This is a genomic window from Nonomuraea sp. NPDC048826 (assembly GCF_043198225.1).
Classification (GTDB): domain Bacteria; phylum Actinomycetota; class Actinomycetes; order Streptosporangiales; family Streptosporangiaceae; genus Nonomuraea.
In genome coordinates this window covers 209085-234647 of the sequence record NZ_JBICUQ010000007.1, presented here as the reverse complement: position 1 = coordinate 234647, position 25563 = coordinate 209085, and the positions used below count along the sequence as shown (strand labels likewise).

The 25563-nt window shown below is 73.3% G+C and carries 21 protein-coding genes; 11 read left to right on the top strand and 10 right to left on the bottom strand.

The window, feature by feature from the left end; translation table 11 throughout:
• The first annotated feature begins 1 nt into the window (after window position 1).
• From ACGFI7_RS25970 to manA, 4 genes are all read left to right on the top strand, one after another.
• Window positions 2-1009 (top strand): LacI family DNA-binding transcriptional regulator, encoded by a 1008-nt coding sequence (locus ACGFI7_RS25970; RefSeq protein WP_393409136.1) that lies wholly within the window; start codon window positions 2-4, stop codon window positions 1007-1009.
• 267 nt (window positions 1010-1276) lie between these two features.
• Window positions 1277-3307: a M14 family metallopeptidase gene (locus ACGFI7_RS25965; RefSeq protein ID WP_393409135.1), complete on the top strand. Its 2031-nt coding sequence runs from the start codon at window positions 1277-1279 to the stop codon at window positions 3305-3307.
• Between the two features lie 92 nt (window positions 3308-3399).
• Window positions 3400-3921 (top strand): snapalysin family zinc-dependent metalloprotease, encoded by a 522-nt coding sequence (locus tag ACGFI7_RS25960; protein WP_393409134.1) that lies wholly within the window; start codon window positions 3400-3402, stop codon window positions 3919-3921.
• 56 nt (window positions 3922-3977) lie between these two features.
• Window positions 3978-5147: a mannose-6-phosphate isomerase, class I gene (gene manA / locus ACGFI7_RS25955; protein WP_393409133.1), complete on the top strand. Its 1170-nt coding sequence runs from the start codon at window positions 3978-3980 to the stop codon at window positions 5145-5147.
• Window positions 5148-5241: 94 nt separating this feature from the next.
• Here manA and ACGFI7_RS25950 read toward each other — a convergent pair whose 3' ends face one another.
• Complete coding sequence (locus ACGFI7_RS25950) at window positions 5242-7368, bottom strand: alpha-galactosidase (protein ID WP_393409132.1); 2127 nt, start codon at window positions 7366-7368, stop codon at window positions 5242-5244.
• 122 nt (window positions 7369-7490) lie between these two features.
• Between ACGFI7_RS25950 and ACGFI7_RS25945 the strand changes: the two genes are divergently transcribed.
• Window positions 7491-8282 (top strand): hypothetical protein, encoded by a 792-nt coding sequence (locus ACGFI7_RS25945; RefSeq protein WP_393409130.1) that lies wholly within the window; start codon window positions 7491-7493, stop codon window positions 8280-8282.
• Between the two features lie 7 nt (window positions 8283-8289).
• Here ACGFI7_RS25945 and ACGFI7_RS25940 read toward each other — a convergent pair whose 3' ends face one another.
• The 5 genes from ACGFI7_RS25940 to ACGFI7_RS25920 all read right to left on the bottom strand — a co-directional run bounded on the left by ACGFI7_RS25940 (window position 8290) and on the right by ACGFI7_RS25920 (window position 11641).
• Entirely contained in the window at window positions 8290-9327 is a 1038-nt protein-coding gene (locus tag ACGFI7_RS25940) for a PP2C family protein-serine/threonine phosphatase (protein WP_393409128.1), read from the bottom strand.
• 242 nt (window positions 9328-9569) lie between these two features.
• Window positions 9570-9914, bottom strand: a complete 345-nt coding sequence (locus ACGFI7_RS25935; RefSeq protein WP_393409127.1) for a TraR/DksA family transcriptional regulator — start codon at window positions 9912-9914, stop codon at window positions 9570-9572.
• Between the two features lie 54 nt (window positions 9915-9968).
• Window positions 9969-10757 (bottom strand): rod shape-determining protein, encoded by a 789-nt coding sequence (locus tag ACGFI7_RS25930; RefSeq protein ID WP_393409125.1) that lies wholly within the window; start codon window positions 10755-10757, stop codon window positions 9969-9971.
• Window positions 10754-11200, bottom strand: coding sequence for a TraR/DksA family transcriptional regulator (locus tag ACGFI7_RS25925; RefSeq protein WP_393409124.1), 447 nt, complete (start codon window positions 11198-11200; stop codon window positions 10754-10756). Before ACGFI7_RS25925 ends, ACGFI7_RS25930 begins: the two co-directional genes overlap by 4 nt.
• Before the next feature lie 81 nt (window positions 11201-11281).
• On the bottom strand, window positions 11282-11641 hold the full coding sequence (locus ACGFI7_RS25920) for a hypothetical protein (RefSeq protein WP_393409122.1): 360 nt from the start codon (window positions 11639-11641) through the stop codon (window positions 11282-11284).
• 316 nt (window positions 11642-11957) lie between these two features.
• On the opposite strand from ACGFI7_RS25920, the gene ACGFI7_RS25915 reads away from it, so the two are divergent.
• From ACGFI7_RS25915 to ACGFI7_RS25900, 4 genes are all read left to right on the top strand, one after another.
• Window positions 11958-12305, top strand: a complete 348-nt coding sequence (locus tag ACGFI7_RS25915) for a hypothetical protein (protein WP_393409120.1) — start codon at window positions 11958-11960, stop codon at window positions 12303-12305.
• A 43-nt stretch (window positions 12306-12348) separates the two neighbouring features.
• Complete coding sequence (gene secD / locus ACGFI7_RS25910) at window positions 12349-14607, top strand: protein translocase subunit SecD (RefSeq protein WP_393409119.1); 2259 nt, start codon at window positions 12349-12351, stop codon at window positions 14605-14607.
• Window positions 14608-14748: 141 nt separating this feature from the next.
• The gene (locus ACGFI7_RS25905) at window positions 14749-15984 is read left to right on the top strand and encodes a PP2C family protein-serine/threonine phosphatase (RefSeq protein WP_393409118.1); all 1236 of its coding nucleotides are present in this window, start codon (window positions 14749-14751) and stop codon (window positions 15982-15984) included.
• A gap of 123 nt (window positions 15985-16107) precedes the next feature.
• Window positions 16108-16968, top strand: coding sequence for an FRG domain-containing protein (locus ACGFI7_RS25900; RefSeq protein WP_393409117.1), 861 nt, complete (start codon window positions 16108-16110; stop codon window positions 16966-16968).
• On the opposite strand, the gene ACGFI7_RS25895 is transcribed toward ACGFI7_RS25900, so the two are convergent.
• The gene (locus tag ACGFI7_RS25895) at window positions 16908-17714 is read right to left on the bottom strand and encodes an alpha/beta fold hydrolase (RefSeq protein WP_393409115.1); all 807 of its coding nucleotides are present in this window, start codon (window positions 17712-17714) and stop codon (window positions 16908-16910) included. The two genes, ACGFI7_RS25900 and ACGFI7_RS25895, sit on opposite strands and share 61 nt — an antisense overlap.
• A 72-nt stretch (window positions 17715-17786) precedes the next feature.
• Window positions 17787-18548, bottom strand: a complete 762-nt coding sequence (locus tag ACGFI7_RS25890) for an SDR family NAD(P)-dependent oxidoreductase (protein WP_393409114.1) — start codon at window positions 18546-18548, stop codon at window positions 17787-17789.
• Between the two features lie 128 nt (window positions 18549-18676).
• Here ACGFI7_RS25890 and ACGFI7_RS25885 point away from each other — a divergent pair, with 128 nt between their 5' ends.
• Window positions 18677-20971 (top strand): HelD family protein, encoded by a 2295-nt coding sequence (locus ACGFI7_RS25885; RefSeq protein ID WP_393409112.1) that lies wholly within the window; start codon window positions 18677-18679, stop codon window positions 20969-20971.
• Between the two features lie 47 nt (window positions 20972-21018).
• On the opposite strand, the gene ACGFI7_RS25880 is transcribed toward ACGFI7_RS25885, so the two are convergent.
• Window positions 21019-21465: a MarR family winged helix-turn-helix transcriptional regulator gene (locus tag ACGFI7_RS25880; protein ID WP_393409111.1), complete on the bottom strand. Its 447-nt coding sequence runs from the start codon at window positions 21463-21465 to the stop codon at window positions 21019-21021.
• A gap of 108 nt (window positions 21466-21573) precedes the next feature.
• Between ACGFI7_RS25880 and ACGFI7_RS25875 the strand changes: the two genes are divergently transcribed.
• Window positions 21574-24828 (top strand): efflux RND transporter permease subunit, encoded by a 3255-nt coding sequence (locus tag ACGFI7_RS25875; RefSeq protein ID WP_393409110.1) that lies wholly within the window; start codon window positions 21574-21576, stop codon window positions 24826-24828.
• 35 nt (window positions 24829-24863) lie between these two features.
• Here ACGFI7_RS25875 and ACGFI7_RS25870 read toward each other — a convergent pair whose 3' ends face one another.
• The gene (locus ACGFI7_RS25870) at window positions 24864-25556 is read right to left on the bottom strand and encodes a TetR/AcrR family transcriptional regulator (RefSeq protein WP_393409109.1); all 693 of its coding nucleotides are present in this window, start codon (window positions 25554-25556) and stop codon (window positions 24864-24866) included.
• Window positions 25557-25563 lie beyond the last annotated feature (7 nt).

Here is a 25563-nt window from a genome sequence, read left to right as displayed (position 1 = left end):
CATGCCGGCCAAGCGCGCCACGCTGGCCACCATCGCGGCCGCCGCCGGCGTGTCGGTGGCGACCGTCTCGAAGGTGCTCAACGGCCGCAGCGACGTCGCCCCGGCGACCCGCTCCCTCGTGCTGTCGGCGCTGCGGCAGCACGACTACGTGGCCCCGCCGCCCCGGCGACCCGAGGCGGCGAGCACCGTCGAGCTGCAGTTCGACGCCGACCTGAACGCGTACTCCAGTGAGATCATCCAGGGTGCGGTGCGGGCCGGCGGCGAACTGGGCGTCTCGGTCGTGATCAGCATCCGCAAGGGCTCGGAGCGCACCAGCAAGTGGGCCAGGGATCTCGTGGCCACCGGCCGGCGCGCGCTGGTCGCCGTCACCAGCGAGCTGACCGCCGCCCAGCTCGCCGCCCTGGCCGAGGCCGGGCTGCCCCTGGTGGTGATCGACCCGCTCAACCTGCCGCGCACCCGCGTGACCAGCGTCGGGTCGACCAACTTCGCCGGCGGGCTGGCCGCCACCCAGCACCTGCTCTCCCTCGGCCACCGGCGCATCGCCTATCTGGGCGGCCCCGCCACGGCGGCGTGCAACCAGGCGCGGCTGCACGGCTACCGCGCCGCCATGGAGGCCGAGGGAGCGCCGGTGCGGCAGGAGTACATCCAGCACCGCCGGTTCCGCTACGGCGACGGCGTCGAGGCCGGGGCCTGCTTCCTCGCCCTGCCCGAACCGCCGACCGCCGTCTTCGCCGGCTGCGACGAGACCGCGTTCGGCGTGATGGAGGCCGCGCGGGCGCGCGGGCTGCGCGTCCCCGAGGACCTCAGCGTCGTCGGCTTCGACGACACCCAGATCGCCCGGATGGCCTCACCGCCCCTGACCACCGTCCGGCAGCCGCTCCGCGAGATGGGCGGCGTCGCCCTGCGCCGCGCCCTCCGCCTGGCCGCCGGCGAACGCATCGACTCCCACCACATCGAACTCGCCACCGAACTCGTCGTCCGCGGCTCCACCGCCCCGGCCGCCGGCTGACCCTCTCTCGCGGCGAACGCGGCCGTGGCGTTGAACAGGCCGGCATCCTCACGGTTCATCCGATGGGAACGGCGCCGCGCGGGAGTGCCTGCGGCGCCGCAGGACACCGGGACGCTGGACGGGCTGTGAGGCGTCTTTCACCACCGGCCGACCCGCCGGCCCGCGTCCAGGTCGGTGGACCTGTGCGCACCGCCGAAGCTTGGGTCTTGTCGGGGCCGGCGGTTCGGCCTTCAATGGCGGCCATACGGCGACCATCCGGAGGAGCCGATGCGTGCCTTGCGGGCGTCCGCAGTTGTCCTGGTGATGGTGCTCACGACCTTCGTGGCCGCCGAACCGTCGATCCCGGCCGTGGCCGGGCCCACCGATCCCGAGCCGGCCTCGCTGGTGACGTTGTCGGTGCCCGACCGGGCCGGGTTGGAGCGGCTGGTGGGTTCCGGCGCCGACCTGACCGGCCGGGTGCGGCCGCAGGCCGACGGCAGCATCCACGTCGACGCCGTGGTGACCGCCAGCAGGCTGGCCGAGCTGCGCTCGCTGGGCGCGACCCCGGCCACCGGCACCCCGGCGCCCGCGCGCAAGGGCGGCGGCGTCAAGGATCGCATCGTGGTCGAGCGGGCGGTGTGGTTCGAGTCCCGCGACGGCTACTTCCTGTCGGTCGAGGCGTCCAGCAGCGCGGGCCCCGACGCCGCGCTCACCGTCACCTGGCGGGGCAGGGGCGGCGTCACCGGCCAGGTCCAGATGGTCCCGTACGTGGACGCCGGCGCCTACCTGGGCCACCAGTTCAGCACCCCGGCGCCCACCGGTGAGCGGCCGCAGCGGATCACCATCACCTCGGCGGCCGGCGGCAAGGCGGAGGCGAAGGTCGCGGAGTGGCCCGACGGGGAGCGGCCCGACCGCAACCGGCCGGGGTACCAGAAGGACTTCGTCACCCAGTACATGCCGCCCACGCAGCTCAACGAGCGGGTCAGGGACCTGCACCGGCGCTTCCCCCGCCTCACCGACGTCATCGAGCTGCCCAACCTGACCAACGGCTACCGGCGGCACGCCCAGGCCGTCGTCGGCGCCCCGCCCGGCGCGGCCGTCGTGGTGACGTCGCGCGCGTACGGGTCGGAAGGCGGCGAGGACCTGGCCGTCGAGCTGGTCGATCCGGGAGCGGCGGACCGGCCGCTCGAGGTGGTCGTGGACGGCAAGCAGATCAGGGTGAGCCTGGCCACCGACGGCTCCGGCGCGCTGTCGAGCACCGCCGCCCAGGTCGCCGCCGCGCTCACGGCGGCGCCCGGCAGCCCGGTGACCGCGGCCACGTACCGGGGCGACCCGGGCGCCGGCGTCATGGCCCCGGCGCCGCTCACCCAGCTCGACGACTTCCTGAGCGCGCCCGCGGACGTGTCGCGGCAGCCGTGGCGGGTGCTGGCGCTGCGCATCGGCACGCGCCGGGACGGCTCGCGCACCGGGGTGCTCGCCTACGCCCAGGAGCACGCCAGGGAGTGGGTGACGCCGCTGGTCACGATCGAGGCGGCCGAGCGGCTGCTGCGCAACTACCCGCGCGACCCGGCCACCAGGAAGCTGCTGGAGCGTACGGACATCTTCATCGTCCCGACGGTGAACCCGGACGGCGCCAACTACTCCTTCTACGACTTCAACGCCCAGCGCAAGAACATGACGAACCACTGTCCGGCCCAGCAGGCCGACCCGGCGCTGCGCAACACCTGGGGCGTGGACGTGAACCGCAACTACGCGGTCGGCTCGCTGTTCGACGGCTACTTCGGCGCCTCGGCCAACTGCCAGAGCGGCACCTTCGCCGGACCGGCCGAGCATTCCGAGCCGGAGAGCCGCAACGTGATCTGGCTGGCTCAGACGTACCCGAACATCCGGTTCGCGCTCAACGTGCACAGCTACGGCGGCTACTTCATGTGGCCGCCCGGCGCGTACAAGCTCGACGGCCGTGTGACGCTGCCCAGGCCCAGCCGCCAGGAGGAGGCGTACTTCCTGCGCTCGGCCCGCACCATCCTGGAGGGGATCGCCGCCGAGCGGGGCACCGTCACCTGGCCGCAGCAGACCGGGCCGGTCACCGACGTGCTCTATTCGGCCGCGGGCAACTCCGCCGACGAGCTCTGGTACGACTACGGCGTCTACGGGTGGGACTTCGAGGTCGGCAGCGACCTGTGGAACCCGCAGACCGGGGCCTGGGAGGGCGTCGGCTTCCAGCCGCCGTTCCCCGAGGGGCACGCGGAGGCCATGGAGTTCGCCTCCGGTCTGATCTCGCTCATCGGCGTCGCCGCCGACTACCGGGGTGACCGCTGACCATACCGCTGTAATAGGGGCAAAGTGCCTTATACCCGGACAGGGCTGTCGCGCCTACCGTGACAGCACCCCCCACTGTCCGAGGAGACACGATGCCCCGACCCCTCCGTCTCGCGCTCTCTCTCGTCCTCACCCTGGCCTTCCTGCTGGCCACCGCACCGGCGCAGGCCACCGCCCTGGTCAGGGTCCTGCGGTACGACGCCGGCCGGGCCGCGGAGTTCCGCGGCGCGGTCGACCAGGCCGCGCAGATCTGGAACGCCAGCGTGGTGAACGTCCGGCTGGTCGCGGGCACGCCCGCCGACTTCGTCGTCGTCGCCGACGACGGCTGGCCCCGCGCCCTGCCCACCAGCCTGGGCCGCGGCCGCATCTGGATGGGCCGGCAGGCCGTGAACCAGGGCTACCACCCGGTCCGCATCGCCGCCCACGAGATCGGCCACATCCTCGGCCTGCCCGACCGGCGCACCGGCCGCTGCACCGACCTGATGTCCGGCTCCAGCGCCCCGACGAGCTGCACGAACGCGTACCCGAGCGCGGCCGAGCGGGCCGAGGTGGACCGGAACTTCGCCGGCAGCGCACCGCTGGTGGAGTTCGGCAGGCTGCACGTGGACCGCTGACGATCATCCCTACACTGGTGGCGTCTCGACGGCCCCGACTTCGAGGAGCTCAAGCCGTGACGGCACCGATGCGGCTTACGCCGGTCATCCAGTCCTACGCGTGGGGGTCGCCGACCGCCTTCCCCGAGTTGTTCGGCACCCCCGCGACGGGCGCGCCGCAGGCCGAGATGTGGATGGGCGCCCACCCGGCCGCGCCCGCCACGGCCGGCGGCGTCCCGCTCACCGAGCTGATCGCCCGCGACCCCGAGGGCATGCTCGGGGCGTCCGGGCCCGGCCTGCCTTATCTGCTCAAGGTGCTGGCCGTGGCGGGGCCGCTCTCGCTGCAGGTGCATCCGACGGCGGAGCAGGCGCGGGCCGGCTTCGCCCGCGAGGAGGCCGCCGGGGTGCCGGTCGACGACCCGGCGCGCACCTACCGCGACCCGTTCCCCAAGCCGGAGATGGTGTGCGCGCTCACGCCGTTCCACGGTCTGTGCGGCTTCCGCGCGCCGGGCGAGGCCGCCGGCCTGCTGGAGAGCCTGGGCGTCGCCGAGGCGGGGGGCTGGGTCGAGACGCTGCGCACCCGACCGGCGGGGGAGGCGCTGCGCGAGGTGTTCAGCGACATGCTCGGCGACGCCGCCAAGGCCACCCGCGAGGCCGTCGAACGCGCCCTCCTCAAGTCACACAGCCCCGAATCGGGGGCGGGGGATCCGCCGGACACCGCCCGGGTGCTCGGCGTCCACGCCGGTCTGGCGCGGGCCTTCCCCGGGGATCCAGGGGTGACCGCCGCGCTCCTGCTCAATGACGTACGGCTCCAGCCCGGCGAGGCGGTGTTCCTCGGCGCGGGGGTGCCGCACGCCTACCTCGGCGGCGTCGCCGTCGAGATCATGGTCAACTCCGACAACGTCCTGCGCTGCGGCCTGACCGGCAAGCACCGCGACGTGCCCGAGCTGATGCGGGTCGTCGACTTCACCCCGGCCCCTCCGCACCGCGTGCTGCCCTCCGGCGAGGGCGGACGGCACGATTACCGCCCGCCGGTCACCGAGTTCGCCCTGGCCCGCCACGACCTCGCCGAGGGCGCCGTCCACACGGCGCCGGGCGGGGTGCCGCAGATCCTGCTGTGCACCGGCGGCCACGTGGAGGCGGACGGGCTCGCCCTGGACCCCGGGGAGTCGGCGTTCGTCCCCGCGAGCGTCCCGGAGATCACGCTGTCGGGCGCCGGGACCGTGTTCCGCGCGCTGCCCGGCTGACCGGGGAAGTCCTACTTGCCTCCTCGCTGGAGGACGGCCCGCTCACACCCGCCTAGCAGCCAACCCCTACCGTTCAGGTGAGCGACCGGCCCGCTCACGCCCGGGTGAGGTGCGCCAGCACCGCGTCGTCCGGCGACAGCGCCGGGATCCCGATCCCGGAGACGGCCAGCGTCCGCCCGGTGAGCACGTGGTCGCCGGTCACCCAGGCCGGTTCGCCGTCCCGGTGCCGAGAGCGCACCGGCGTCAGCGGGCGGACGAGGTAGGAGGCGTCCGGGTCGAGACCCGGCAGCCGCAGCAGGCCGGGCGGCCAGGTGACCGGCCGTTCCAGCAGGGCGACGGCGAAGATCGCCTCGGAGCGGTCGGCGGCCACCACGCCGTGCGCCTGGAACCCCTCGGGCACGTCGTCGAGGCGCACCGTCGTCCCGCCGTGCAGCAGCGCCCGGTGCCGCTTGTGCAGCGCGATCCAGCCGGCCACGTCCTCCAGCTCCGCCTCGGTCAGCCCGGTGAGGTCCCACTCCAGCCCGAAATGGCCGAAGAACGCGGTGACCGCGCGGAACCGCAGGCGGTGCACGCGGCCGGTGGTGTGCGACCGGGGCGCGCCGACGTGGCTGCCGATCAGCTCGGGCGGCAGCAGCTGCCCGGTCCAGCGCATGATCTGCTGCCGCTCCACCGAGTCGATGCAGTCGCTCGCCCACACCCGGTCGGTGTGCTCCAGGATGCCCAGGTCGACCCGGGCGCCGCCGGACGAGCAGGACTCGATCTCCAGCCCGGGGCGCGCGGCCCGGATCTCGGCCAGCAGCCGGTAGAGGGCCCGGGTCTGCTCGTGCACCGCCGCCCTGCCGGTGGCGGCCCAGCCCGCGTCGACCAGGTCGCGGTTGTGGTCCCATTTGACGTAGTCGATGTCGTACTCGCCGATCAGGGCCAGCAGCCGCTCCTTGACGTAGGCGTACGCGTCCGGGTGCGCGATGTTGAGCACCTGCTGGTGACGGGTGGTCGGCGGCAGCCGGTCACCGGCCCCCATGATCCACTCGGGGTGGGCGCGGGCGAGGTCGGAGTCCGGGTTGACCATCTCCGGCTCGAACCAGAGCCCGAACTGCATGCCGTGCGCCCGCACTCGCTCCACCAGCGGCTTGAGCCCGCGCGGCCACACCTCCGGGTCGACGTACCAGTCGCCGAGCCCGGCCCGGTCGTCGCGCCGGCCACGGAACCAGCCGTCGTCCAGCACGAACCGCTCCACCCCGGCCCGGGCCGCCCGGTCGGCCAGCTCCAGCAGCCGGCCCAGGTCGTGGTCGAAGTAGACGGCCTCCCAGGTGTTGAGCACCACCGGCCGCGGGGTCCGCGGGTGGGACGGCCGGGCCCGCAGGAACGCGTGGAAGCGGTGCGCGGCCTCGTCGAGCCCGCGCCCGTACGCGGCGTACACCCACGGCCCCTCGTACGCCTCGCCCTCGGTGAGCGTGACCTCGCCGGGCAGCAGCAGTTCGCCGCCGCCCAGGTGGGTGCGGCCGGTGTGGACGCGTTCGGCGTAGGCGCGGTGGTTGCCGCTGTGCGCCACGTGCACGCCCCACGCCTCACCGCGCCCGAAGCCCACATCAGAGGTGGTGGCGAACAGCACGGTCGCGGCGTCGGCGCCGGTGCGGCCGTGGCGGCCCTCGCGCAGATGGGTGCCGACGGTGATCGGCCGCCGCTGCGGGACGCGTTCCTTGGACCAGCGCCCGGCCAGGTCCAGCAGGTCGGTGGCGACGCCGGGCACCGGCAGCGCCAGCTGAAGAGCCTCCAGCGTGTACGGGACGTCATGGTCGTTGCGCAGCCCGGCGCGGGCGCGCAGCAGCCCCGACGGGTGCAGCTCCACGGTGAGCGACAGCGCGAGCCGGGCCCGCGGGTCGGCGGCCCGCGCGGTGAGCGCCCGCACGTCGCCGTCCTGCCGCAGCTCGTACGTGACGTCGGTGAACGCGGGCGACCAGTCGCGCCCGGCATGGTGGCCCTGCAGGCCGGGCAGGCCGGTCCAGCCGGTGCGCGCCTCGGGGACCAGGCCGGTGCGGACGGGGACGTCGGAGGTCATGTCGAGACGGGGGCGCAGCGAGGCGGCGAGCGCGGCCAGCGCCCGGTCGTCGAGCGGGCCCAGGTCGGGACCCCAGTGCAGGATCGCGGGCAGGGCGTCGGCGGGACACTCGATCACCACGGAGACCCCGGCGGCCCTGAAGTGGTGGATGGCAGGCTCCATGCGCGTCTTTCTTGGGTGGGAGGGGACAACGCTCAGCCGATCGTTTCACACAGATCCGAGACGTCCCCGTGATGATCGTCTGCGACGATGCCGGGATCTCTTACCGATCATGAAGGATTCCGATGAAGCGTGTCATCGCCGCGCTGGCGGGCCCTGTCGCCCTCATGGCAGCCGCCCTCCTGACCGCCGCCCCCGCTCACGCGTCCGCCCCCGCCGACCCGGTCAAGGTCCTGCAGAAGAGGCTGGCCAAGGGCACGGGGCTGAAGTTCACCGACGCCACCTCGTACATTGACATGTCAGGAAAGACGACGTTTCTGCGCCGCAGCGGGAAGCTGCTCCTGGACAAGAAGGGCGTCGCCGCCGCCGACCTGAGCGCCTCCTACACCGACCACCAGGGCAGCGTCTTCAACAGCCTCTCTCATCAGCTGGGCGAGGAGCGCGTCATCTACGTCGGCAAGAAGGTCTACCTCAAGAGCGACCGGTGGACGCTCAAGGGCGGCAAGACGTGGATGGGACTCCGCCGCACGCCCTTCTTCGGGATGACCGGCTCCTACGCTCAGACGATCAACGCCGCCGAGCCGGCCACGCTCAAGGCGCTGATCTCCTCCGGCAAGAAGTCGGGACGCACCTACACCGGCAAGATCAGCGAGAGCAAGCTGTGGAAGATCTCTCCCTGGTTCCGGCTCAACACGCTGGTCGCGCCGAAGAAGCCGGCCACCCTGGAGTACCGGCTCACGCTGGGCGCGAACAACCTCCCCCAGAAGCTCGTCGCCACCCACCTCGCCTCGGAGCACTGGGTGGAGAGCCTGGTCGGCGACGACAAGATCAGCGTCGAGACCCGCTACACCGGCTGGGGCAGCAAGGTGCGCATCACCGCTCCGCCCAAGAGCCAGGTGGCCGAGGCGAAGGGCTGACCGGCTCTCACAGGTAGCGGCGCAGCAGGAGCATCGCGGCGTCGTCGGGCAGCGGGCCGCCGACATGCGTGATCAGGTCGGCCCGCAGCGCGTCGAGGGCCTCCTGCGGGTCACCGGTCTGCAGCAGCTCGGTGCGGTCGGTCAGGGGGTAGAAAGCGCCGCCGTGGTCGCGCGCCTCGATCACCCCGTCGGTGAACAGCAGGATCTGGTCGCCCACCCCGAACGCCACCCGGTGCGGCTTGGGCCGGTCGGCCGCCAGCGAGGCCAGCCCCAGCGGCAGGCTCTCCTCCGGCGGCTCGACCGGGAAGATCTTGCCCTCGGTGCGGATCAGCAGCGGCGCCGGGTGGCCGAAGTTGAGCAGCGAGATCTCCTCGTCGTGCACCTCGGCCAGGATCGCCGTCACGAACGTCTCCCCGCTCAGGTGGCGGCTCAGGCTGGCCTCCAGCCGCTCGCCCACCTCGCTCAGCTCGCTCATGTCGTACGCGGCCTCACGGAAGGCGCCCAGCACCCACGCGGCCGTCTCCACCGCGGTCAGCCCTTTGCCCTGCACGTCGCCGATCAGCAGCCGCACCCCGTGGGGCGTCGTGACCACCTCGTACAGGTCACCGCCGATCTGCGCCTCCGCCGCCGCCGACGTGTACGACAGCGCGATCCGCAGGTCGGCGGCCCGGCGCGGCACCGGCCGCAGCAGCACCCGCTGGGCGGCCTCGGCCACCAGCCGCACGTTGGCCAGCTCGCGCTCGCGGCGCAGCCGCAGCCCGCTGACGATCATGCTGGCCGCGGTGATGCCCGCGATCGTGGCGATGGTGATGTTGTGCTGGCGGGTCAGCAGCACGCCCTGGTATTGAGCGAGCGGCACGCAGAGCGCCAGCGCGGCCACGCCCACGAACGCGGTCCTGCGCACGCTCCCGTACACCGAGGCGAACGTCGGGCCGAGCGTGAGCAGCGGGAGAAAACCCAGGTCGGGGCCGGCGAGCAGGTCGGTCACCGACACCGCGAGCAGGACGGCGAACGGCAGGTAGCGCAGCACCACCTGCGATCTCACCGGAGACCCTCGCCCAGCCGCCGCGCAGTCTCGACTCGCGCTCCCAGCACAGTCCTCCCCGAGCGTGCGTGATCTACCCGGCCATGGAAACACCGGTGTCGTGGCATGGCAAGCACGGCCGATCGCCCGGCGATCGCATGGCCATGCGTTTCCCCCATCGTAAGCCTTCCTGGCCGCGTGCCCGGGCAAGGGCGCGCGGCCAGGGCACGCGGCGGGAGCTTCTCAGCCCCGCACGCAAGGCATCAGCGGGCCTCGTGACGCTGGAGGCACGGCACGCAGTGCCGGGTCAGCGGCCTGATCTTCAACCGCTCGAACGGGACGGCGGTGCCGCAGTCGACGCAGTAGCCGTAGCTGCCGTCCGCCAGCCGGTCCAGGCTGCCGCGGATCTCGGCGATGGTCCGCTCGGTGGCGGCCAGGTCGGCGAGCACGCTCTGCTTGGAGCCGTCGTCCGTGCCGCCGCCTCCCTCCACCAGCGCCCGGAGCTCGTCCAGCCTCGAGGCGCGCCACATGAGCTGGCCCTGCAGGTTCTCGGTGATGGTCTGGACCTGGATCTCGCTGAGCCTTACCCGCTCGTCGTGCTGAGTCATGGATACGTCCTTAAGAAGAGAAGAATGGTCTGTCGCTGGGGGAGGGGGACGGCGTCAGGCCGTCGGAAGGGCGAGCAGCGCCGCCAGCGGCGGCAGGCACAGCCGTGCCAGCCCGCGCACGGTCGCGTGCGCCGGCTCGGTCGCGCAGGTCACCGTCAGCCCGAGCCGGGAGCACAGCAGCCCGGCCAGCCCGGGCTCCGCCGCGCCGCCGCCGGTGAGCACCAGCCCGCGCTCGCGCGCGGCGGGGCGCAGCGGGGCCGGCAGGCGGCCCAGGAGCTCCGCCGTCATGTCGGCGACGCGGTCGCGCACATGCCCGGGCAGCGCACCGGGCCCACCGTGGGGCCCGCCGCCGGGTTCGCTTTCGGGCAGTTGCACGGCGACGGCGTCGGTGACGGCGGCGTCCCTGATGACCACGGCCTCGACGATGCCCGCGCCGACGTCCACCAGGAGCTGCGGGCGCGGGTCGGTGATGTCGAGCCCGCTGCCGAGCGCCGCGGCCAGCGGCTCCTCCACCACGGACGCCGGGCAGCCGGCCGCCCGCTGCACGATGCCGCGGACCGTGGCCCGCTCGGCGGCCGAGGCGCTCACCGGGACGCCCACGAGCACCTGGCCGGTCGCCGCCGCGCCGCCTGGCGGGGCGGCGCCCAGCATCCGGCTCACCAGCCGCGCGCAGGCGGCGGCGTCGGCGACCAGGCCGTGCCTGACCGGCCGGGCGCCGCCGGGCACGGCGGAGGGCTCGTCGACGATCGACGGATGACCCAGCCCGATGAGGCGGACCCGGGCGGTGCCGAGATCGACCGCGGCCCTGCCGTCAAGCCAGGGGACGCGGCCGTTCGCGGTCACGGCACGTTCCCCGCCTCGATCCCTTCACCGCGCCCCGGCGGGACGGCCGCCTCGGGCCGGTCCGTCGCGGCGACTCCCGCGGGCGTCGTGCGCTGCGTCTGGGGGGTCGTCTGAGGGGTGGTCCGTGGCGCCGGGATCTCACCGGTGTGCTGGCACCCCGGACAGAGCTGCTGGTGAGGGACGCGCAGCAGCACCCCGTACGGGATGAAGGCGCCGCAGCGCAGGCAGGTGCCGTACAGGCCGCGATCCATCCGGGCGAGCGCCGCCTCGATCGCGGTGCTCTGCCGGTGCGCGAGCGCGGCCAGCGTCGCGGACCCCGCGGCGACCGCGGCCGCCAGGTCGGCGCCGGCGGCGGCGAGCCGCTCCTCCAGCAGGCCGCGCAGCTCCTCGAGCCGCGCCAGGTGCTGGTCATAGTCCTGCATGAGTGTCTGCAATGAAGCCATGAGGCATCGCTCCTAGCCTGAGAGATCCGGCGGGGACACCGGGGAGGCCCCGCGCCGCGACGGCACGGGGAGGGAGGATCTCTAGGCGAGCGGGGGACTGCGCGACCCCGCCGCGCGATGACCGGGCTGCTGAGGGCCGCGGATGGCGGCCGACCCCGCTTCCGGCCAGGCCAGGGCGGGCCTGGCGGGCACGGCCTCGGCGCGCTGGCGGGCCGGCCACAGACGGGGCAGGTGCTCGGCCCTCACTTGCAGGGACGGCAGCGTCGACACCGTCGACACCTCCGACCCTGGCGTCATCACGCCGACCGTCTGGGAGCGCTGCTGCACCGCGGGAACGCCGGCCCAGCGGGGCGTGGAGGCGACCATGACCAGGGCAAGCAGCAGCAGGCCCACCACCGCGAGAAACGGGGTGGAGCCACGCGTGAAGCTCCGGGTCGCCATGAGGCCGACCATAGCTCACTTTCCTGGTGGAAGCACCGGCCGAAGCGGCCTGATCAGGGTGGCGCGTGAAGTCCCGGGCGGGGCGGCTCGATCGGGGCGGGGAGGCACCTGCCGAGGCGGCTTGATCGGGGTGGCGGGCCAAATCCCGGGCCGGGACGGGGAAGCGGCCGTCAAAGGAGGGCTCCGGGCGGATCCCCGGCAGGCTACGGTGAGGGGGTCGACACCGCGCGCCCAGCGCGCCCGAACCGCGCCGACCCAGCGGCCACCGTGCCATGCTGACACCGCGGTCCCACCGCAGCGACGACGAGGAGGAGCCGTGCGCACCAGGGTGCCCGCCGCGCTGCTCCTCGTGCTGGCGTGGTTCCTGCCCGCCGCCGGGCACGCGCAGGTCCTGCACGCCGTCACCGCCCACGAGGCGAACCCGCAGGGCCAGCCGGGCGGCCAGCATCCGGGCGCGCGCAAGTCGCCGCTCCCGCCGTCGACCGCGCACGCGCTGACGTTCTCCCACGAGACGACCGGCGGCACCGCCCTGCTCCCGCCCGGCGTGCCGCGCCCGTCGCTGCCCCGGGCCGCCGCCACGCGCCCGCACGGCGGCCTCGGCTTCGCCGCCGCCTGCCACGAGACCACTCCCGCCCGCGCGCCACCGTCCTCCACGGCGCTCTGAGATCACCTGATCAGTCTTCTTCCTGAAAGCCGTGGAGGCTTCCATGTCACGTGCGCCGCTCTGGCGCGCTCTGGCGGCGTTCGCCGTCATCGCGACCTCATTGGTCCTCGCGTTCACCATGGCGCCGCGCCTCGGCCTCGACCTGCGCGGCGGCACCCAGCTCGTGTTCGAGACCCGCGACTCGCCCACGGTCAAGGCCGACTCCGAGTCCACCGACCGCGCCCTGGACGTGCTCCGCCGGCGGGCGGACGCGCTCGGGGTCGTCGACCCCACCCTGGTCCGCTCCGGCGAGCGGCGGATCATCGTCGAGCTGCCCGGTGTGCTCGACCCGCAGCAGGCGGCCGACACCATCGGCAAGACCGCCCAGCTGTCCTTCCACGCCGTCCAGGGCGTGGCCGAGGAGGGCGAGAAGGACTCCAAGGACGTCAAGATCCTGCCCGACGAGAGCGGGCAGCGACTCAAGCTCGGCCCGTCCGCCATCAGCGGCGACGGCGTCCAGGACGCGGCCGAGCGCAGCGACCCCCAGCAGGGCCCCGGCTGGTGGGTGAGCGTCCAGTTCCGCGACGCCGACGCCTGGCGCAAGCTCACCGGCGACGTCGCCTGCTACCAGGCGGGCGACCCGCGCAGGCGGCTCGCCATCGTGCTCGACAACGAGATCATCTCCTCGCCGCAGCTCGACCCGTCCATCGCGTGCCGGGCCGGCATCCCCGGCGGCGGCACCGACATCACCGGCGACTTCACCCTCGACGAGGCGCGCGAGCTGGCCGTGCTGATCAAGGGCGGCGCGCTGCCCGTGCCGCTGGAGATGGTCGAGCAGCGCACGGTCGGCCCCACCCTGGGCTCCGACGCCATCGAGGCCAGCGCCAAGGCCGCCGTGGCCGGCCTGATCCTGACCACGCTGTTCATCGTCGTGATCTACCGCTTGGTCGGCCTGCTCGCCGCGCTCGCGCTGGCCTGTTACGGGCTCATCTCGTACGCGGCGCTGGTGGCGATGGGGGCCACCCTGACCTTGCCCGGCCTGGCCGGCTTCGTGCTGGCCATCGGCATGGCCGTGGACGCCAACGTGCTCGTATTCGAACGGGCCAGGGAGGAGTATGCGGGCGCGCCCAAACGGGGCCTGCGCCAGGCGCTGGATCGCGGTTTCAAGAACGCCTGGAGCGCCATCGCCGACTCCAACATCACCACCCTGATCGCCGCCGGGCTGCTGTTCTGGCTGGCGTCCGGGCCGGTCAAGGGCTTCGGCGTCACGCTCGGCATCGGCGTGCTGGCCTCGCTCGTGTCGGCCATGCTCATCACCCGCGTGTTCACCTCGCTGGTCATCGACCGGGTGAGCCCGCGCGTGTCCGGCCTCGGCTCGGTCGGGCGGGTCAGGACCTGGCTGACCGAGCGCGACCCGCAGGTCATGGCCCACCGCAAGCTCTGGCTGGCGCTGGCCGGGGTGCTGACCGTGGTCGCCCTTGCCGGGCTCTTCGCGCGCGGGCTCAACTTCGGCGTCGAGTTCACCGGCGGCCGGCTGGTCGAGTTCGCCACGTCCCGCCCGGTCCCGGCCGAGACGGCCCGGCAGGCGGTGGCGGACGCGGGCTTCCCGACCGCGGTGGTGCAGGCGTCCGGGGAGGACGTCTCCGTACGGGCGAGCGGCCTGGAGATCGCCGACGTCAACCGGATCCAGCAGGCGCTGGGCGAGGTCGGCGGCGAGGTGAGCAAGAGCCGTGACGAGTTCATCGGCCCCAGCCTCGGCGAGGAGCTGCGCCGCAACGCGCTGATCGCGCTCGGCGTGGCGATCGCCGCCCAGCTCGCCTACCTGGCGTTCCGGTTCCGCTGGACGTTCGGCACGGCCGCGGTCTCCGCGCTGGTGGTGGACGTGTCGGTGGTCATCGGGCTGTTCGCCTGGCTGGGCAAGCCGATCGACGGGGTGTTCCTGGCCGCGATGCTCACCGTCGTGGGCTACTCGGTCAACGACAAGGTGGTGGTCTTCGACCGGGTCCGGGAGCTGTGGGCCATCCACCGCAAGGAACCCCTGGCCAAGGCGGTGAACGGCGCGATCCTGCAGACGATGCCGCGGACGATCAACACCGGCCTGGGCGCGCTGTTCATCCTGATGGCGCTGGCGGTGTTCGGCGGCGACACGCTGCGCGACTTCGCCATCGCCCTGGTCACCGGCATCGTGGTGGGCACGCTGTCGTCGTCGTTCGTGGCCGGTCCGCTGGCCATCACGCTCGGCCGGTTCGACCGGCAGCCGCCGCCGGAGCCGCCGCAGCCCAAGGTCAAGCGGGCCCGGGAGGGCACGGGCGCCGTCCTGTGACGCGGTAGCGGCCATCAGGCGAACGCGGGACGCCGGCGCGTCCCGCGTTTGCCGATGTTTGGCGTGGCCTTGGACCGGCCGGCCGCGGTGACGACGAATAATGGCCAGCATCCACGAAGGTGAAATGGGGGGCGAACCGCGATGAGCAGCCCTCGGGATGTCCACAGAGCACTGAGCGGATTGCTGCACGACGGCCAGCAGATCTCGCTGGAGGAACTGCCGCGGCTGGCCGCCCGGCACGCGCCGGACGCCGGGATCCGGCAGTGCCTGATCTACCTGACCGACCTGCAGCAGACCACGCTGCGGCTGCTCGCCGAGCACGACGGGCCGGCCGGGCACACCGGTGCGCCGGACGACCTGGAGGACAAGCCGCCCGGCGAACTGCGGATCGACGTCACCTTCGCGGGCCGCGCCTTCCAGGAGGTGCGCATCCTGCGCAAGCCCGCGCAGGACGGCATGGAGTGCTGGTGGGTGCCGCTGCGCAACGGCGCCGAGCGGCTCGGCGTGCTCCGTCTCCTCGTCGAGGGGCCGGACGCCCTGGCGGAGGAGGACGCGCAGTGCCTGGCCGGGCTGCTGGCGCTCCTGGTGAGCAGCAAGCGCTCCTTCAGCGACTCGTACACGCACCTGGTGCGTTCCCGGCGGATGAACGTCGCCGCCGAGATGCTCTGGCACCTGATGCCGCCGCTCACCTTCGCCAACGCCGAGGTCACCGTCGCCGGCGTGCTGGAACCCGCCTACGAGATCGGCGGCGACGCCTTCGACTACGCGCTCGGCGACGAGACCGTCCACCTGGCCATCTTCGACGCGATGGGCCACGACGTGGCCGCCGGCCTGGCCGCCAACCTGGTCATGGCCGCCAGCCGCAACCTGCGCCGCCAGGGCGCCGACCTGGCCTCCGCCTGCGCGTCCATCGAGAACCTGCTGCTGCGCGAGTTCGGGGAGACGGCCCGGTTCGTCACGGCCGTCATGGCCGACTTCGACCTGCGCACCGGCAGGCTGTCGTGGGTGAACCGCGGCCACCACCCGCCCGTGCTCATCAGGGGCGGCCGGTGGGTCACCATGCTGGAGTGCCCGCCGTCGCCGCCGCTCGGGCTCGGCCTGGACCTGCCGGCGGACATCTGCGAGGAGCAGCTCGAACCGGGCGACCGGCTGCTCCTCTACACCGACGGCATCGTCGAGGCGGGCCGTCACCGCGGCGAGGAGTTCGGGATCGTCCGGTTCGTGGACTTCATCCTGCGGCATTCGTGTGCCGACCTGCCCGTGCCCGAGACGCTGCGCCGGCTCATCAAGGACGTCCTGGACCACCACGACGGCCATCTCCAGGACGACGCCACGGTGCTGCTGACCGAGTGGCACGGCCGCGCCGCCCCGGTTTGAGCGCTCCCCGCCGTGGCAGCGGAGAAGTCCTGATCCGCCGTACGGAGGGAACCCATGACCCAGCGCCGGTCATCGTCCCAGGTCATCGGTGTGAACGGGGTGCCTCGGGGCAGCGGGGCGGGGATGAGGTTGCACGAGGTGTCGTCGTGGCGGGAGCTGGACGACGCGATCTGTGAGGTCAGCCGGCCGCGCAGTCCGGGCCACGCGCATTCCACGCTGGTCTTCCGCGGGCTGGCCCGCAGCGCCTACTCGCACGTGTCCAGCCTGTCGCGGCTGCGCGGCGACTACGCCGCGCTGGAACGGCATCTGGTGCGCAACTTCCGCAAGTACGCCCACCGCGCCACGCCGGGGGAGACCGTCTGGGACTGGCTGGCGCTCGGCCAGCACCACGGGCTGCCCACCCGGCTGCTGGACTGGACGTTCTCGCCGCTGGTGGCGCTGCACTTCGCCACCGCGTCCTGGCCGGAGGACGACGGGGCGCTGCTGGCCGTCGACTGCGAGCGCGCGCACCGGCTGCTGCCCGGCCCGCTCCGCGAGGAACTGGACCGGGAGGGCGCGCTGGTGTTCACCACCGAGATGCTCGCCAGCGCCGCCCACGACCTGACGGGGTTCGACGAACTGGGCGGGGACCGGCCGTTCCTGGCGTTCTTCGAGCCGCCGTCGCTGGACGAGCGGGTGGTCAACCAGTCGTCGGTGCTGTCGGTCACCTCGTCCCCGGCCTACCAGGTGCAGGAGTGGCTGGCCGGGCATCCGGAGCTGTGGCGGGGCTGGCTGCTGCCGGCCAAGATCAAGGCACAGATCAGGGACCGGCTGGACCAGGCCGGCGTCACCGAGCGGGTGCTGCTGCCCGGACTGGACGGGCTGGCCGCCTGGCTGCGCCGCTACTACACGCCCGGGGCGGCCGGTCAGGGCGTGGTGGAGGACTACGGCAGCACGATGGCCGGCGACTCCGGGCGCCAGGAGGAGGGCCGCATGGGCGGGTGAGGGCCGGCCGTCCTGGCCGCCTCGGCGATCAGCGCCGCCGTCAGGCCGCCGTTCTGGAACGGGAACGTGTGCGCTCCCGGCACCGTCACCGAGCGCCCCAGCGGGGCGGTGATGGCCAGGCCATCGGCCCACGCCCGCGGGCACATGCCGTCGCGCGTGCCCCTGACCACCAGCACAGGGCAGGCGATCTTGCCGATCAGGTACTCCGGCGTGTCGGCCTGCGCCGTGCGGATGCACCGCAGCACCGCGGCCGGTCCGCCCCGCAGGAAGTACGGCACCGTGGCGGGCAGCACGCTCGGCGACTCGCGCACCACCGTACGCAGGAACGGCAGGGCCGCCCGCCGCAGTGTCCGCTGGCGCGGCGGGAACGTCAGCCCGAGCAGCACGAGCGCCCGCACCCGCGCGGGGTGCGCGGCGGCGGCCCGCAGCGCGATCTGGGCTCCGCTGGAGTGGCCCGCGAGCACCACCGGGCCGTCCGGCACGGTCTCCAGCCACTCGCCGACCAGGTCCGCGGCGGCCGGCACCTCGGCGGGGCACGGCCGGGGCGGCCGGTGCCCGAAGCCGGGCACGTCCAGCAGGAACGAGCGCGCCCACGAGGCACAGCCGGCCAGCGTGTCCTTCATGTAGCCGACGGCGCCCAGGCCGGGCAGCAGCACGACGGTCTCGCCGCCGCGCCCTGTCTCCAGGCTGCGCACCCGGCGGCCGCCGATCTCGTCCCAGCGCTCACGCACTCGCAATACGCTCACGCGCGAGGCCCTACCTTGACCGGGCCTCTTCAAACCCGGGCGCCTTGTGATCTACATTGTAAAGCGTCCGGCTCAGTGCACGGAGAAGCCTCCGTCGACGTAGAGCAGGTGGCCGGTGACGAAGGCGGCCGCGTCGCTCGCCAGGAACACCGCCGCCCCGGCGAAGTCCTCAGGAACGCCGTTGCGGCCGGCCATGTGGCGGGCGGCCATCTGCTCGACCCGGCCGGGGATGGCCTGGGCGGGCTCGGTGAGCGGGGTGAGGACGAACCCGGGGATGATCGTGTTGACGGACACGCCCCGGCCGGACCACGCCTCGGCCTGCGAGCGGGTGAGTCCGGCGAGCGCGGCCTTGGCGACGCCGTAGACGCCGCTGTCGCCGAAGGCCCGCACGCTCTGCTGCGATCCGATGTTGACGATGCGTCCCCAGCCGCGGCCGGCCATGAGCGGTCCGAAGTGCTGTCCGAGCAGGTAGGGGGCGGTCAGGTTGACCGCGATCGTCTCCTCGTAGTCGTCCTCGGTGAGCTCCGCCATGGGCTTGCGGATGTTGTTGGCGGCGTCGTTGACCAGGATGTCGACACGGCCGGCCTGTTCGCACACATGGCGCACGCCCTCGCGGTCGCCGAGGTCGGCCACGATCGTGGCCGCGGTGACGCCGTGCTCGCGCAGCCGTTCGGCGGCCTGGTCGAGCCGGGCCTTGCCGCGGCCGACGATGACCACCTCGGCCCCGGCGCGGCCGAGGGCCTCCGCGATGGTGTAGCCGATGCCGGAGCTGCCGCCGGTGACCAGCGCGCGCCGCCCGGCGAGGGAGAACAGGCTGTGCAGGTAGTCAGGCATGATCGGCAAGCTAGCACGCGGGCGCGGAGCGCCGATCGGGGGATTGCCGCGCAGGCGGGCACACGGTACGCTCGACTGCTCATCCTTACGGCAGTCTCACAACTCTCCCGATAGGAGTATACCACTCGATGGCTAATCGTCAAGATGCTCGCGCCGAAGCCCTTGACACCGAACAGCGGGTCGTGTCCGCCCTCTACGGCAGGCTCGACACGGCCCGCGAACGGGCCGAATCCACGCTGCGCACCGTGCACGGCCACGGCGGCGGCACCCGCCAGGCCATGGTCGAGCGCGAGGCGCTGGCCGCGGCGCAGGCCCGCCGGCTGGCGCAGCTCAACGGGGTGGAGCGCGGGCTCTGCTTCGGCCGCGTCGACGACCGCGACGGCGCCACCGTCTACATCGGCAGGATCGGCCTGCGCGACGAGGAGGGCACGTCGGTGCTCATCGACTGGCGGGCCCCGGCCGCGCGCCCGTTCTACGTGGCCACCGCCACCGACCCCGGCACGCTGGTGCGCCGCCGCCACCTCCACCTGCGGGGCCGCACGGTGACAGGGCTGGACGACGAGGTGTTCGACCTGGAGGGGATGAGCGACGGCGAGCGCCGTGCGCTGGTGGGGGAGGCGGCGCTGCTGGCCGCGCTGCGCCGGGGCCGCACCGGCCGGATGGGCGACGTGGTGGCGACCATCCAGACCGAGCAGGACCGGGTGATCCGCGCCTCGCTGCAGGGCGCGCTGGTGGTGCAGGGCGGTCCGGGCACCGGCAAGACGGTGGCGGCGCTGCACCGGGCCGCCTACCTGCTCTACACCCACCGCGACACGCTGGAGCGGCGCGGCGTGCTGGTGGTGGGCCCGAACGCGATGTTCCTGCGCTACATCGGCCAGGTGCTGCCGGCGCTGGGGGAGACGCAGGTGGTGATGGCGACGCTCGGCGAGCTGTTCCCCGGCGTGCGGGCGACCGCCGACGACCCCCCGGCGGTCGCGGTCGTCAAGGGCGACCTCCGGATGGCCGGGCTGGTGGCCGCCGCGGTGCGCGACCGGCAGCGGGTGCCGGACGGCGAGCTGGTGGTGGAGCTCGACGGGCTGCGGCTGCGGGTGCCGCACGACACTTGTGCCCGGCACCGGGACCGGGCGCGCGCGGTGCGGCTGCGGCACAACATGGCGCGCAAGCTGTACGTGACGGAGATGCTCAAGGAGCTGGCCAGGGCCGAGGCCCGCGCGCTGGAGGAGGGGCTGCGGCTGGCGGAGATGGACCTCGCCCCGGAGGACCAGGACCTGGCCGGGCCGCTGCACCTGGAGGACGACCTGGACGAGGTCGACCTGGCGGTGGCGGCGGAGCGGCTGTGGGCGCAGCCGGAGATCCGGGAGGCGATCGACGCGCTGTGGCCGGACCTGACGGCGCGGCGGCTGGTCTCCGAGCTGCTGTCCTCGCCGGAGACCCTGGAGTCGTCGTCCCCGCCCGGCCTGGACTGGCGGGCGCTGGTCCGGCCCGCGGACGCCGGATGGACCGTCGGCGACGTGCCGCTGCTCGACGAGGCGGCCGAGCTGCTGGGCGAGGACGACTCGGCGGCGCGGGCGGCCGGCCGCCGGGCCGAGGAGGATGGGCGGGAGCGGCGGCTCTTCGCCCAGGAGGTGCTGCAGACCACCGGCGTCCTGGAGGAGGGAGTCTTCGAGCGGGCCGACGTGCTGGCCGAGCGGCACGCCGACGACGGGGCCGAGCTGACCACGGCCGACCGGGCGGCGGCGGACCGCACCTGGGCGTACGGGCACGTGATCGTGGACGAGGCGCAGGAGCTGTCGGCGATGGCCTGGCGGCTGGTGATGCGCCGGGTGCCGGCCAAGTCGCTCACGGTGGTCGGCGACATCGCGCAGACGGGCTCCGCGGCCGGGGCGCGTTCCTGGGGTGAGGTGCTGGACCCGTACCTGGAGGGCCGCTGGCGCGAGGAGCGCCTGGAGGTCAATTACCGGACCCCGGCCGGCATCATGGAGGTGGCCGCGGACGTGCTGGCGGCGATCGACCCGTCGCTGACCCCGCCGCGTTCGGTGCGTGACGGCGACGCGCCGCCGCGGGCGGTGCGCGCGGGCCTGGCGGAGCTGCCGGAGCTGGCCCGCGCGGAGCTGGCGGCGATCGGCGAGGGCCGGGTGGGCGTGCTGGTCCCGGACGCGCTGCGGGCGCGCGCGGCCACGCTGTTACCGGGTCAGGACCTGGACGCGCCGGTGGCGGTGCTGACCGTGACGCAGGCCAAGGGGCTGGAGTTCGACGCGGTGATCGTGCTGGATCCGGGCGCGATCCTGGGGCAGTCGCCGCGAGGGGCGCAGGATCTGTACGTGGCGATCACGCGGGCGACCCGCCGCCTGACGGTGGCCTGCGAGGGCGATTTGCCTCCCGTGCTGTCCCGCCTGGACCCGCCTAAGAAATCTACAATGTAAAGGCGCCGGGCGTGTGATCGCCGGGCTTCCTCGTACGAGACCACCCGCTACGACGCCTGGTGCAGCGCCGCGGCGACCTCGTGCAGGCGGACGGTGACGTGGTGGAGGCAGCGGAGCGTCTCGGTGTCGAGGTGGTCCATCATCCGGCGGTATTCCTGGAGGCCGGCGTTGGTGATCTCCTCGATGAGGTCGCGGCCGGCGGTGGTGAGCTCGACCCGGCGCACGCGCCGGTCCTGGGGGTCTTCGTGCCGGCTGACCAGGCCGTGGGCGACCAGGCGGTCGACGAGGCCGGTGACGGTGCCGAGGGTGACGCCGAGGTCGTGGGCGAGGTCCTGACCGGTGGCCGAGCCGTTGGCGGCGACCAGCATGATGACCTTGAGCTGGCGCATCGTGAGGTTGGAGGCGAACAGCGGCGACTGCCGGGCGAGGGCCCGGCCGATGTCGCGCTGGATCTGGATGATCGCGTGGATCAGGTCGTCGCGTTCGTCGTTCACGTGCACCTCTCGATTCCTGAGAAGGTTATCAGGAACGTTGGATTACGTTAAATATTGGTCCAAGGCGAAGTGTTAGGGTTGGGCTGAAATCTTGAAGGGAAACCCTCCATGACCGCATTCGCCCGGTTGAGCTTGGCCAACCGCAGTCTTGTGATCTTGCTGGCGCTCGTGCTCAGCGCCTTCGGCCTGTTCACGATCCCGCAGCTGAAGCAGCAGTTGCTGCCGTCGCTGAGCTTTCCCGGCGCCTTCGTGGTGGCGGCCTATCCGGGCGCGTCGCCCGACATCGTCGAGGAGCAGGTCACCGAGCCGCTGGAGGACTCCTTCCAGGGGCTGGCGGGCATGGAGTCGATGACCTCCACGTCGAAGGAGGGCCTGGCGCAGATCCAGATCGCCTTCGAGTACGGCACCGACATCGACGCGGCGATCAGCCGGATGCAGCAGGCGGTCAACCGGATCGGCACCCAGCTGCCGGCCAACGTCGAGCCGCAGGTGGTGGCGGGCAGCACCGACGACATCCCGGTGCTGGTGCTGGCCGTGGGCGACGGCGGCGACCCGCGCGAGATGGCCGAGAAGCTGCGCGGCATCGTGCTGCCGGAGCTGCGGGCCATCGAGGGCGTGCGCGAGGCGCAGGTGACCGGCACCCGCGACGAGGTGGTGACGATCACGCCGGATCTCGGCCGGATGGCGCTGGCCGGGGTGTCGGCGGCGCAGATCCCCGAGGTGCTGCGCGCCAACGGCACGCCCATCCCGGCCGGGTCGGTGGTGGAGGACGGCACGTCGCTGACCGTCCAGGTCGGCACGCGGGTCGACTCGCTGAAGGACATCGAGAACCTCTACCTGGCCCCCGCCCAGCCGCAGACGGGCCAGGCCCAGCCCGGCCAGCCGCAGACCGGCCAGCCCCAGACCGGTCAACCGCAGACGGGTCAGGCGCAGAACCCGCAGCAGGCCCGGCAGGGGCAGGCCCCGCAGCAGGCCGTCCAGCAGCGGGCGCCGAAGCCGGTGCGGCTCGGTGACGTGGCCACCGTGGAGCGCGGCCTGGCCGAGGCCGCCACGATCACCCGCACCAACGGCAACACCAGCCTGGGCGTGGCCATCACCATGGTGCCCGACGGCAACGCGGTGGCGATCTCCCACGAGGTGCAGGACAAGCTGCCGGAATTGACCCAGGCGCTCGGCGACGGCTCCGACACCGCGATCGAGGTGGTCTTCGACCAGGCCCCGTACGTGGAGGAGTCGATCGAGAACCTCACCACCGAGGGCATCCTCGGCCTGGTGTTCGCGGTGCTGGTCATCCTGGTGTTCCTGCTGTCGCTCCGGTCCACGCTGGTGACGGCGGTGTCGATCCCGCTGTCGGTGGTCATCGCGCTGCTGGCGCTCTACCTGGGCGACTACTCGCTCAACATGCTGACGCTGGGCGCGCTGACGATCGCGATCGGCCGCGTGGTGGACGACTCGATCGTGGTACTGGAGAACATCAAGCGGCATCTCGGCTACGGCGAGGCCAAGCGGCCGGCGATCCTGACCGGCGTGCGGGAGGTCGCCGGCGCGGTGACGGCGTCGACGCTGACCACGGTGGCGGTGTTCGCGCCGATCGCGATCGTCGGCGGCATGGTGGGCGAGCTGTTCGCGCCGTTCGCGATCACGGTGACGGTGGCGCTGCTGGCCTCGCTGGTGGTGTCGCTGACGGTGGTGCCGGTGCTGGCCTTCTGGTTCCTCAAGGCGCCGCAGCTGACGCCGGAGGAGGCCAGGGCGCAGCGGGAGAAGGCCGAGGCCAAGGAGCTGCGTTCGCCGCTGCAGCGCGCCTACCTGCCGGTGCTGCGCTTCGCCACCCGCTTCAAGCTGGTCACCCTGCTGATCGGGGTGGCGGTGTTCGCCGGCACGATGGGGCTGGCGGGCAGCCTGCAGACGAACTTCCTGGACTCCTCGGGCCAGGACACGATCTCGATGAGCCAGCGGATGCCGGTGGGCACCGACCTGAAGACCACCGACGAGGCCGCCGCCAAGGTCGAGAGCGTGCTGGAGCAGGTCGACGCGATCGAGTCGTACCAGGTGAACGTGGGCGGCGGGAACGCGATGATGGGCGGCACCGGCGGCGGCGCCGACCGCGCCTCCTACTCGATCACCATCAAGGACGGCAGCGACACCCCGGCGGTGGAGCAGGAGCTGCGTGACCGGCTGGCCGAGGTCTCGGGCATCGGCGAGGTGACGGTGGGCGGCGCGTCGGCCGCCGGGTTCTCCTCCGACAGCGTCGAGGTGATCGTCCGCGCCCCCGACCCGAGCGCGCTGCGCTCGGCGGCCGACGCGGTGGCCGGCGTCATGGGCCGGGTGGAGGGGTTGCGGGACGTGACCTCCAACCTGGAGACCAGCGCGCCGCGCGTCGAGGTGCGGGTGGACCGGGAGAAGGCCGCCGCGCGCGGCCTGAGCGAGGCGCAGATCGGGCAGACGGTGGCGCAGGCGTTCCGCGGCGCCCCGCTCGGCCAGGTCACGCTCGACGGCCGTCCCAGCGACCTGGTGCTGCGGGTCGGCGACGCTCCCGACGACATGAAGGCGGTGCGCGACCTGCGGCTGCCGACCGCGTCCGGGCTGGTGAAGCTGTCGTCGGTGGCAGAGGTCGAGCGGGTGGAAGGCCCGACGCAGATCACCCGGATCGACGGTGAGCGCTCGGCCACGGTGTCGGCCAAGGCCACGGCCGCCGACCTGGGCAGCGTCACTCAGGAGCTGACGCGCGAGCTGGACGGGCTGGGCCTGTCGGCGGGCGCGGCGTACGAGATCGGCGGCGCGTCGGCGGACCAGGAGGAGGCCTTCTCCGATCTGGGGCTGGCGATGCTGGCGGCGATCGCCATCGTCTTCATGATCATGGTGGCGACGTTCCGGAGCTTCGTGCAGCCGCTGATCCTGCTGGTGTCGATCCCGTTCGCGGCGACCGGCGCGGTGGGGCTGCTGGTGGCGACGGACACGGCGATGGGCGTGCCGGCGCTGATCGGCATGCTGATGCTCATCGGCATCGTGGTGACCAACGCGATCGTGCTGATCGACCTGATCAACCAGTACCGCGCGCAGGGCATGGGCGTCGTGGAGGCGGTCATCGAGGGCGGCCGGCGCAGGTTGCGGCCGATCCTCATGACGGCGGTGGCGACGATCTGCGCGCTGATGCCGATGGCGCTGGGCGTGACGGGTCATGGCGGGTTCATCTCGCAGCCGCTGGCGATCGTGGTCATCGGCGGCCTGATCACCTCGACGCTGCTGACGCTGGTGCTGGTGCCGACGCTGTACACGATGGTCGAGCGGGCCAAGGAGCGGATGCGGCGCAAGCCGGCCGAGCCGAAGCCGGAGCCGAAGGTGCTGGAGACCGCCGCGCCGTGACCGGCCGGCTGACCGTCCGCCCGGCGGGCGGACGGTCAGCCGCTGGTGGCGATGCGGTCCAACCAGTCGGCGAGCAGGACGCGCTCGGGCGCGTTGAGCGCGGTGGTACGGGGGAGCGCGGCGCGCAGGGCCACCGCGGCGGCGACCGGCCCGTCGTGCGCCGGGGCCGCGGGCGGGGGGTCGGTGGTGATCGCGGCGATCACCGACTCGCGGGCCGTCTCCGACAGGGCCGGGTCGCGCTGGTCCTCCGGCAGTGAGATGAGGGTCAGGGTCATGCCCCGGCCCGCGGCGTGCACGAGGAGTGCGGCGCGCTCCTCGGGCACGGCCAGCCGGCCGGCCTCGGCGATGCGGCGGATGATGCCCGCGAGGATCTCGGCCGCCTGGCGGGCGGCCGGTGACTCGTCGCCGGGGCGCGGCTCGCCGTAGACGAGGCTGTAGAGGGCCGGGTGCGCCAGGCCGAAGCCGACGTGCAGGTCCCAGCCCCGGCGCAGGTCGGCGACCGGGTCGTCGGTGATGGGGTTGTCCTTCTTGTCGCGCAGGTAGCCGTCGAACCCGGTGGCGGCCACGGCGTCCAGCAGGCCCTGCTTGTCGCCGAAGACGCGGTAGATCGCCGGGGCCTGCACCCCGGCCGCGGCGCTCACGGCGCGGGTCGAGACCGCGTCGCGCCCGCCCTCGGTGAGCAGCGCGGTCGCGGCTTCGATGATGCGGTCGCGGTGGGTCTTCGCCATGGTTCCA

Coding starts and splice junctions, on each gene's coding strand:
- ACGFI7_RS25890 (WP_393409114.1), bottom strand. CDS start 18,548: ATGCCTGACTACCTGCACAGCCTGTTCTCCCTCGCCGGGCGGCGCGCG.
- ACGFI7_RS25870 (WP_393409109.1), bottom strand. CDS start 25,556: ATGGCGAAGACCCACCGCGACCGCATCATCGAAGCCGCGACCGCGCTG.
- ACGFI7_RS25970 (WP_393409136.1), top strand. CDS start 2: ATGCCGGCCAAGCGCGCCACGCTGGCCACCATCGCGGCCGCCGCCGGC.
- ACGFI7_RS25950 (WP_393409132.1), bottom strand. CDS start 7,368: ATGGAGCCTGCCATCCACCACTTCAGGGCCGCCGGGGTCTCCGTGGTG.
- ACGFI7_RS25925 (WP_393409124.1), bottom strand. CDS start 11,200: ATGGCTTCATTGCAGACACTCATGCAGGACTATGACCAGCACCTGGCG.
- ACGFI7_RS25965 (WP_393409135.1), top strand. CDS start 1,277: ATGCGTGCCTTGCGGGCGTCCGCAGTTGTCCTGGTGATGGTGCTCACG.
- secD (WP_393409119.1), top strand. CDS start 12,349: ATGTCACGTGCGCCGCTCTGGCGCGCTCTGGCGGCGTTCGCCGTCATC.
- ACGFI7_RS25945 (WP_393409130.1), top strand. CDS start 7,491: ATGAAGCGTGTCATCGCCGCGCTGGCGGGCCCTGTCGCCCTCATGGCA.
- ACGFI7_RS25920 (WP_393409122.1), bottom strand. CDS start 11,641: ATGGCGACCCGGAGCTTCACGCGTGGCTCCACCCCGTTTCTCGCGGTG.
- ACGFI7_RS25960 (WP_393409134.1), top strand. CDS start 3,400: ATGCCCCGACCCCTCCGTCTCGCGCTCTCTCTCGTCCTCACCCTGGCC.
- ACGFI7_RS25900 (WP_393409117.1), top strand. CDS start 16,108: ATGAGGTTGCACGAGGTGTCGTCGTGGCGGGAGCTGGACGACGCGATC.
- ACGFI7_RS25875 (WP_393409110.1), top strand. CDS start 21,574: ATGACCGCATTCGCCCGGTTGAGCTTGGCCAACCGCAGTCTTGTGATC.
- ACGFI7_RS25885 (WP_393409112.1), top strand. CDS start 18,677: ATGGCTAATCGTCAAGATGCTCGCGCCGAAGCCCTTGACACCGAACAG.
- ACGFI7_RS25905 (WP_393409118.1), top strand. CDS start 14,749: ATGAGCAGCCCTCGGGATGTCCACAGAGCACTGAGCGGATTGCTGCAC.
- ACGFI7_RS25935 (WP_393409127.1), bottom strand. CDS start 9,914: ATGACTCAGCACGACGAGCGGGTAAGGCTCAGCGAGATCCAGGTCCAG.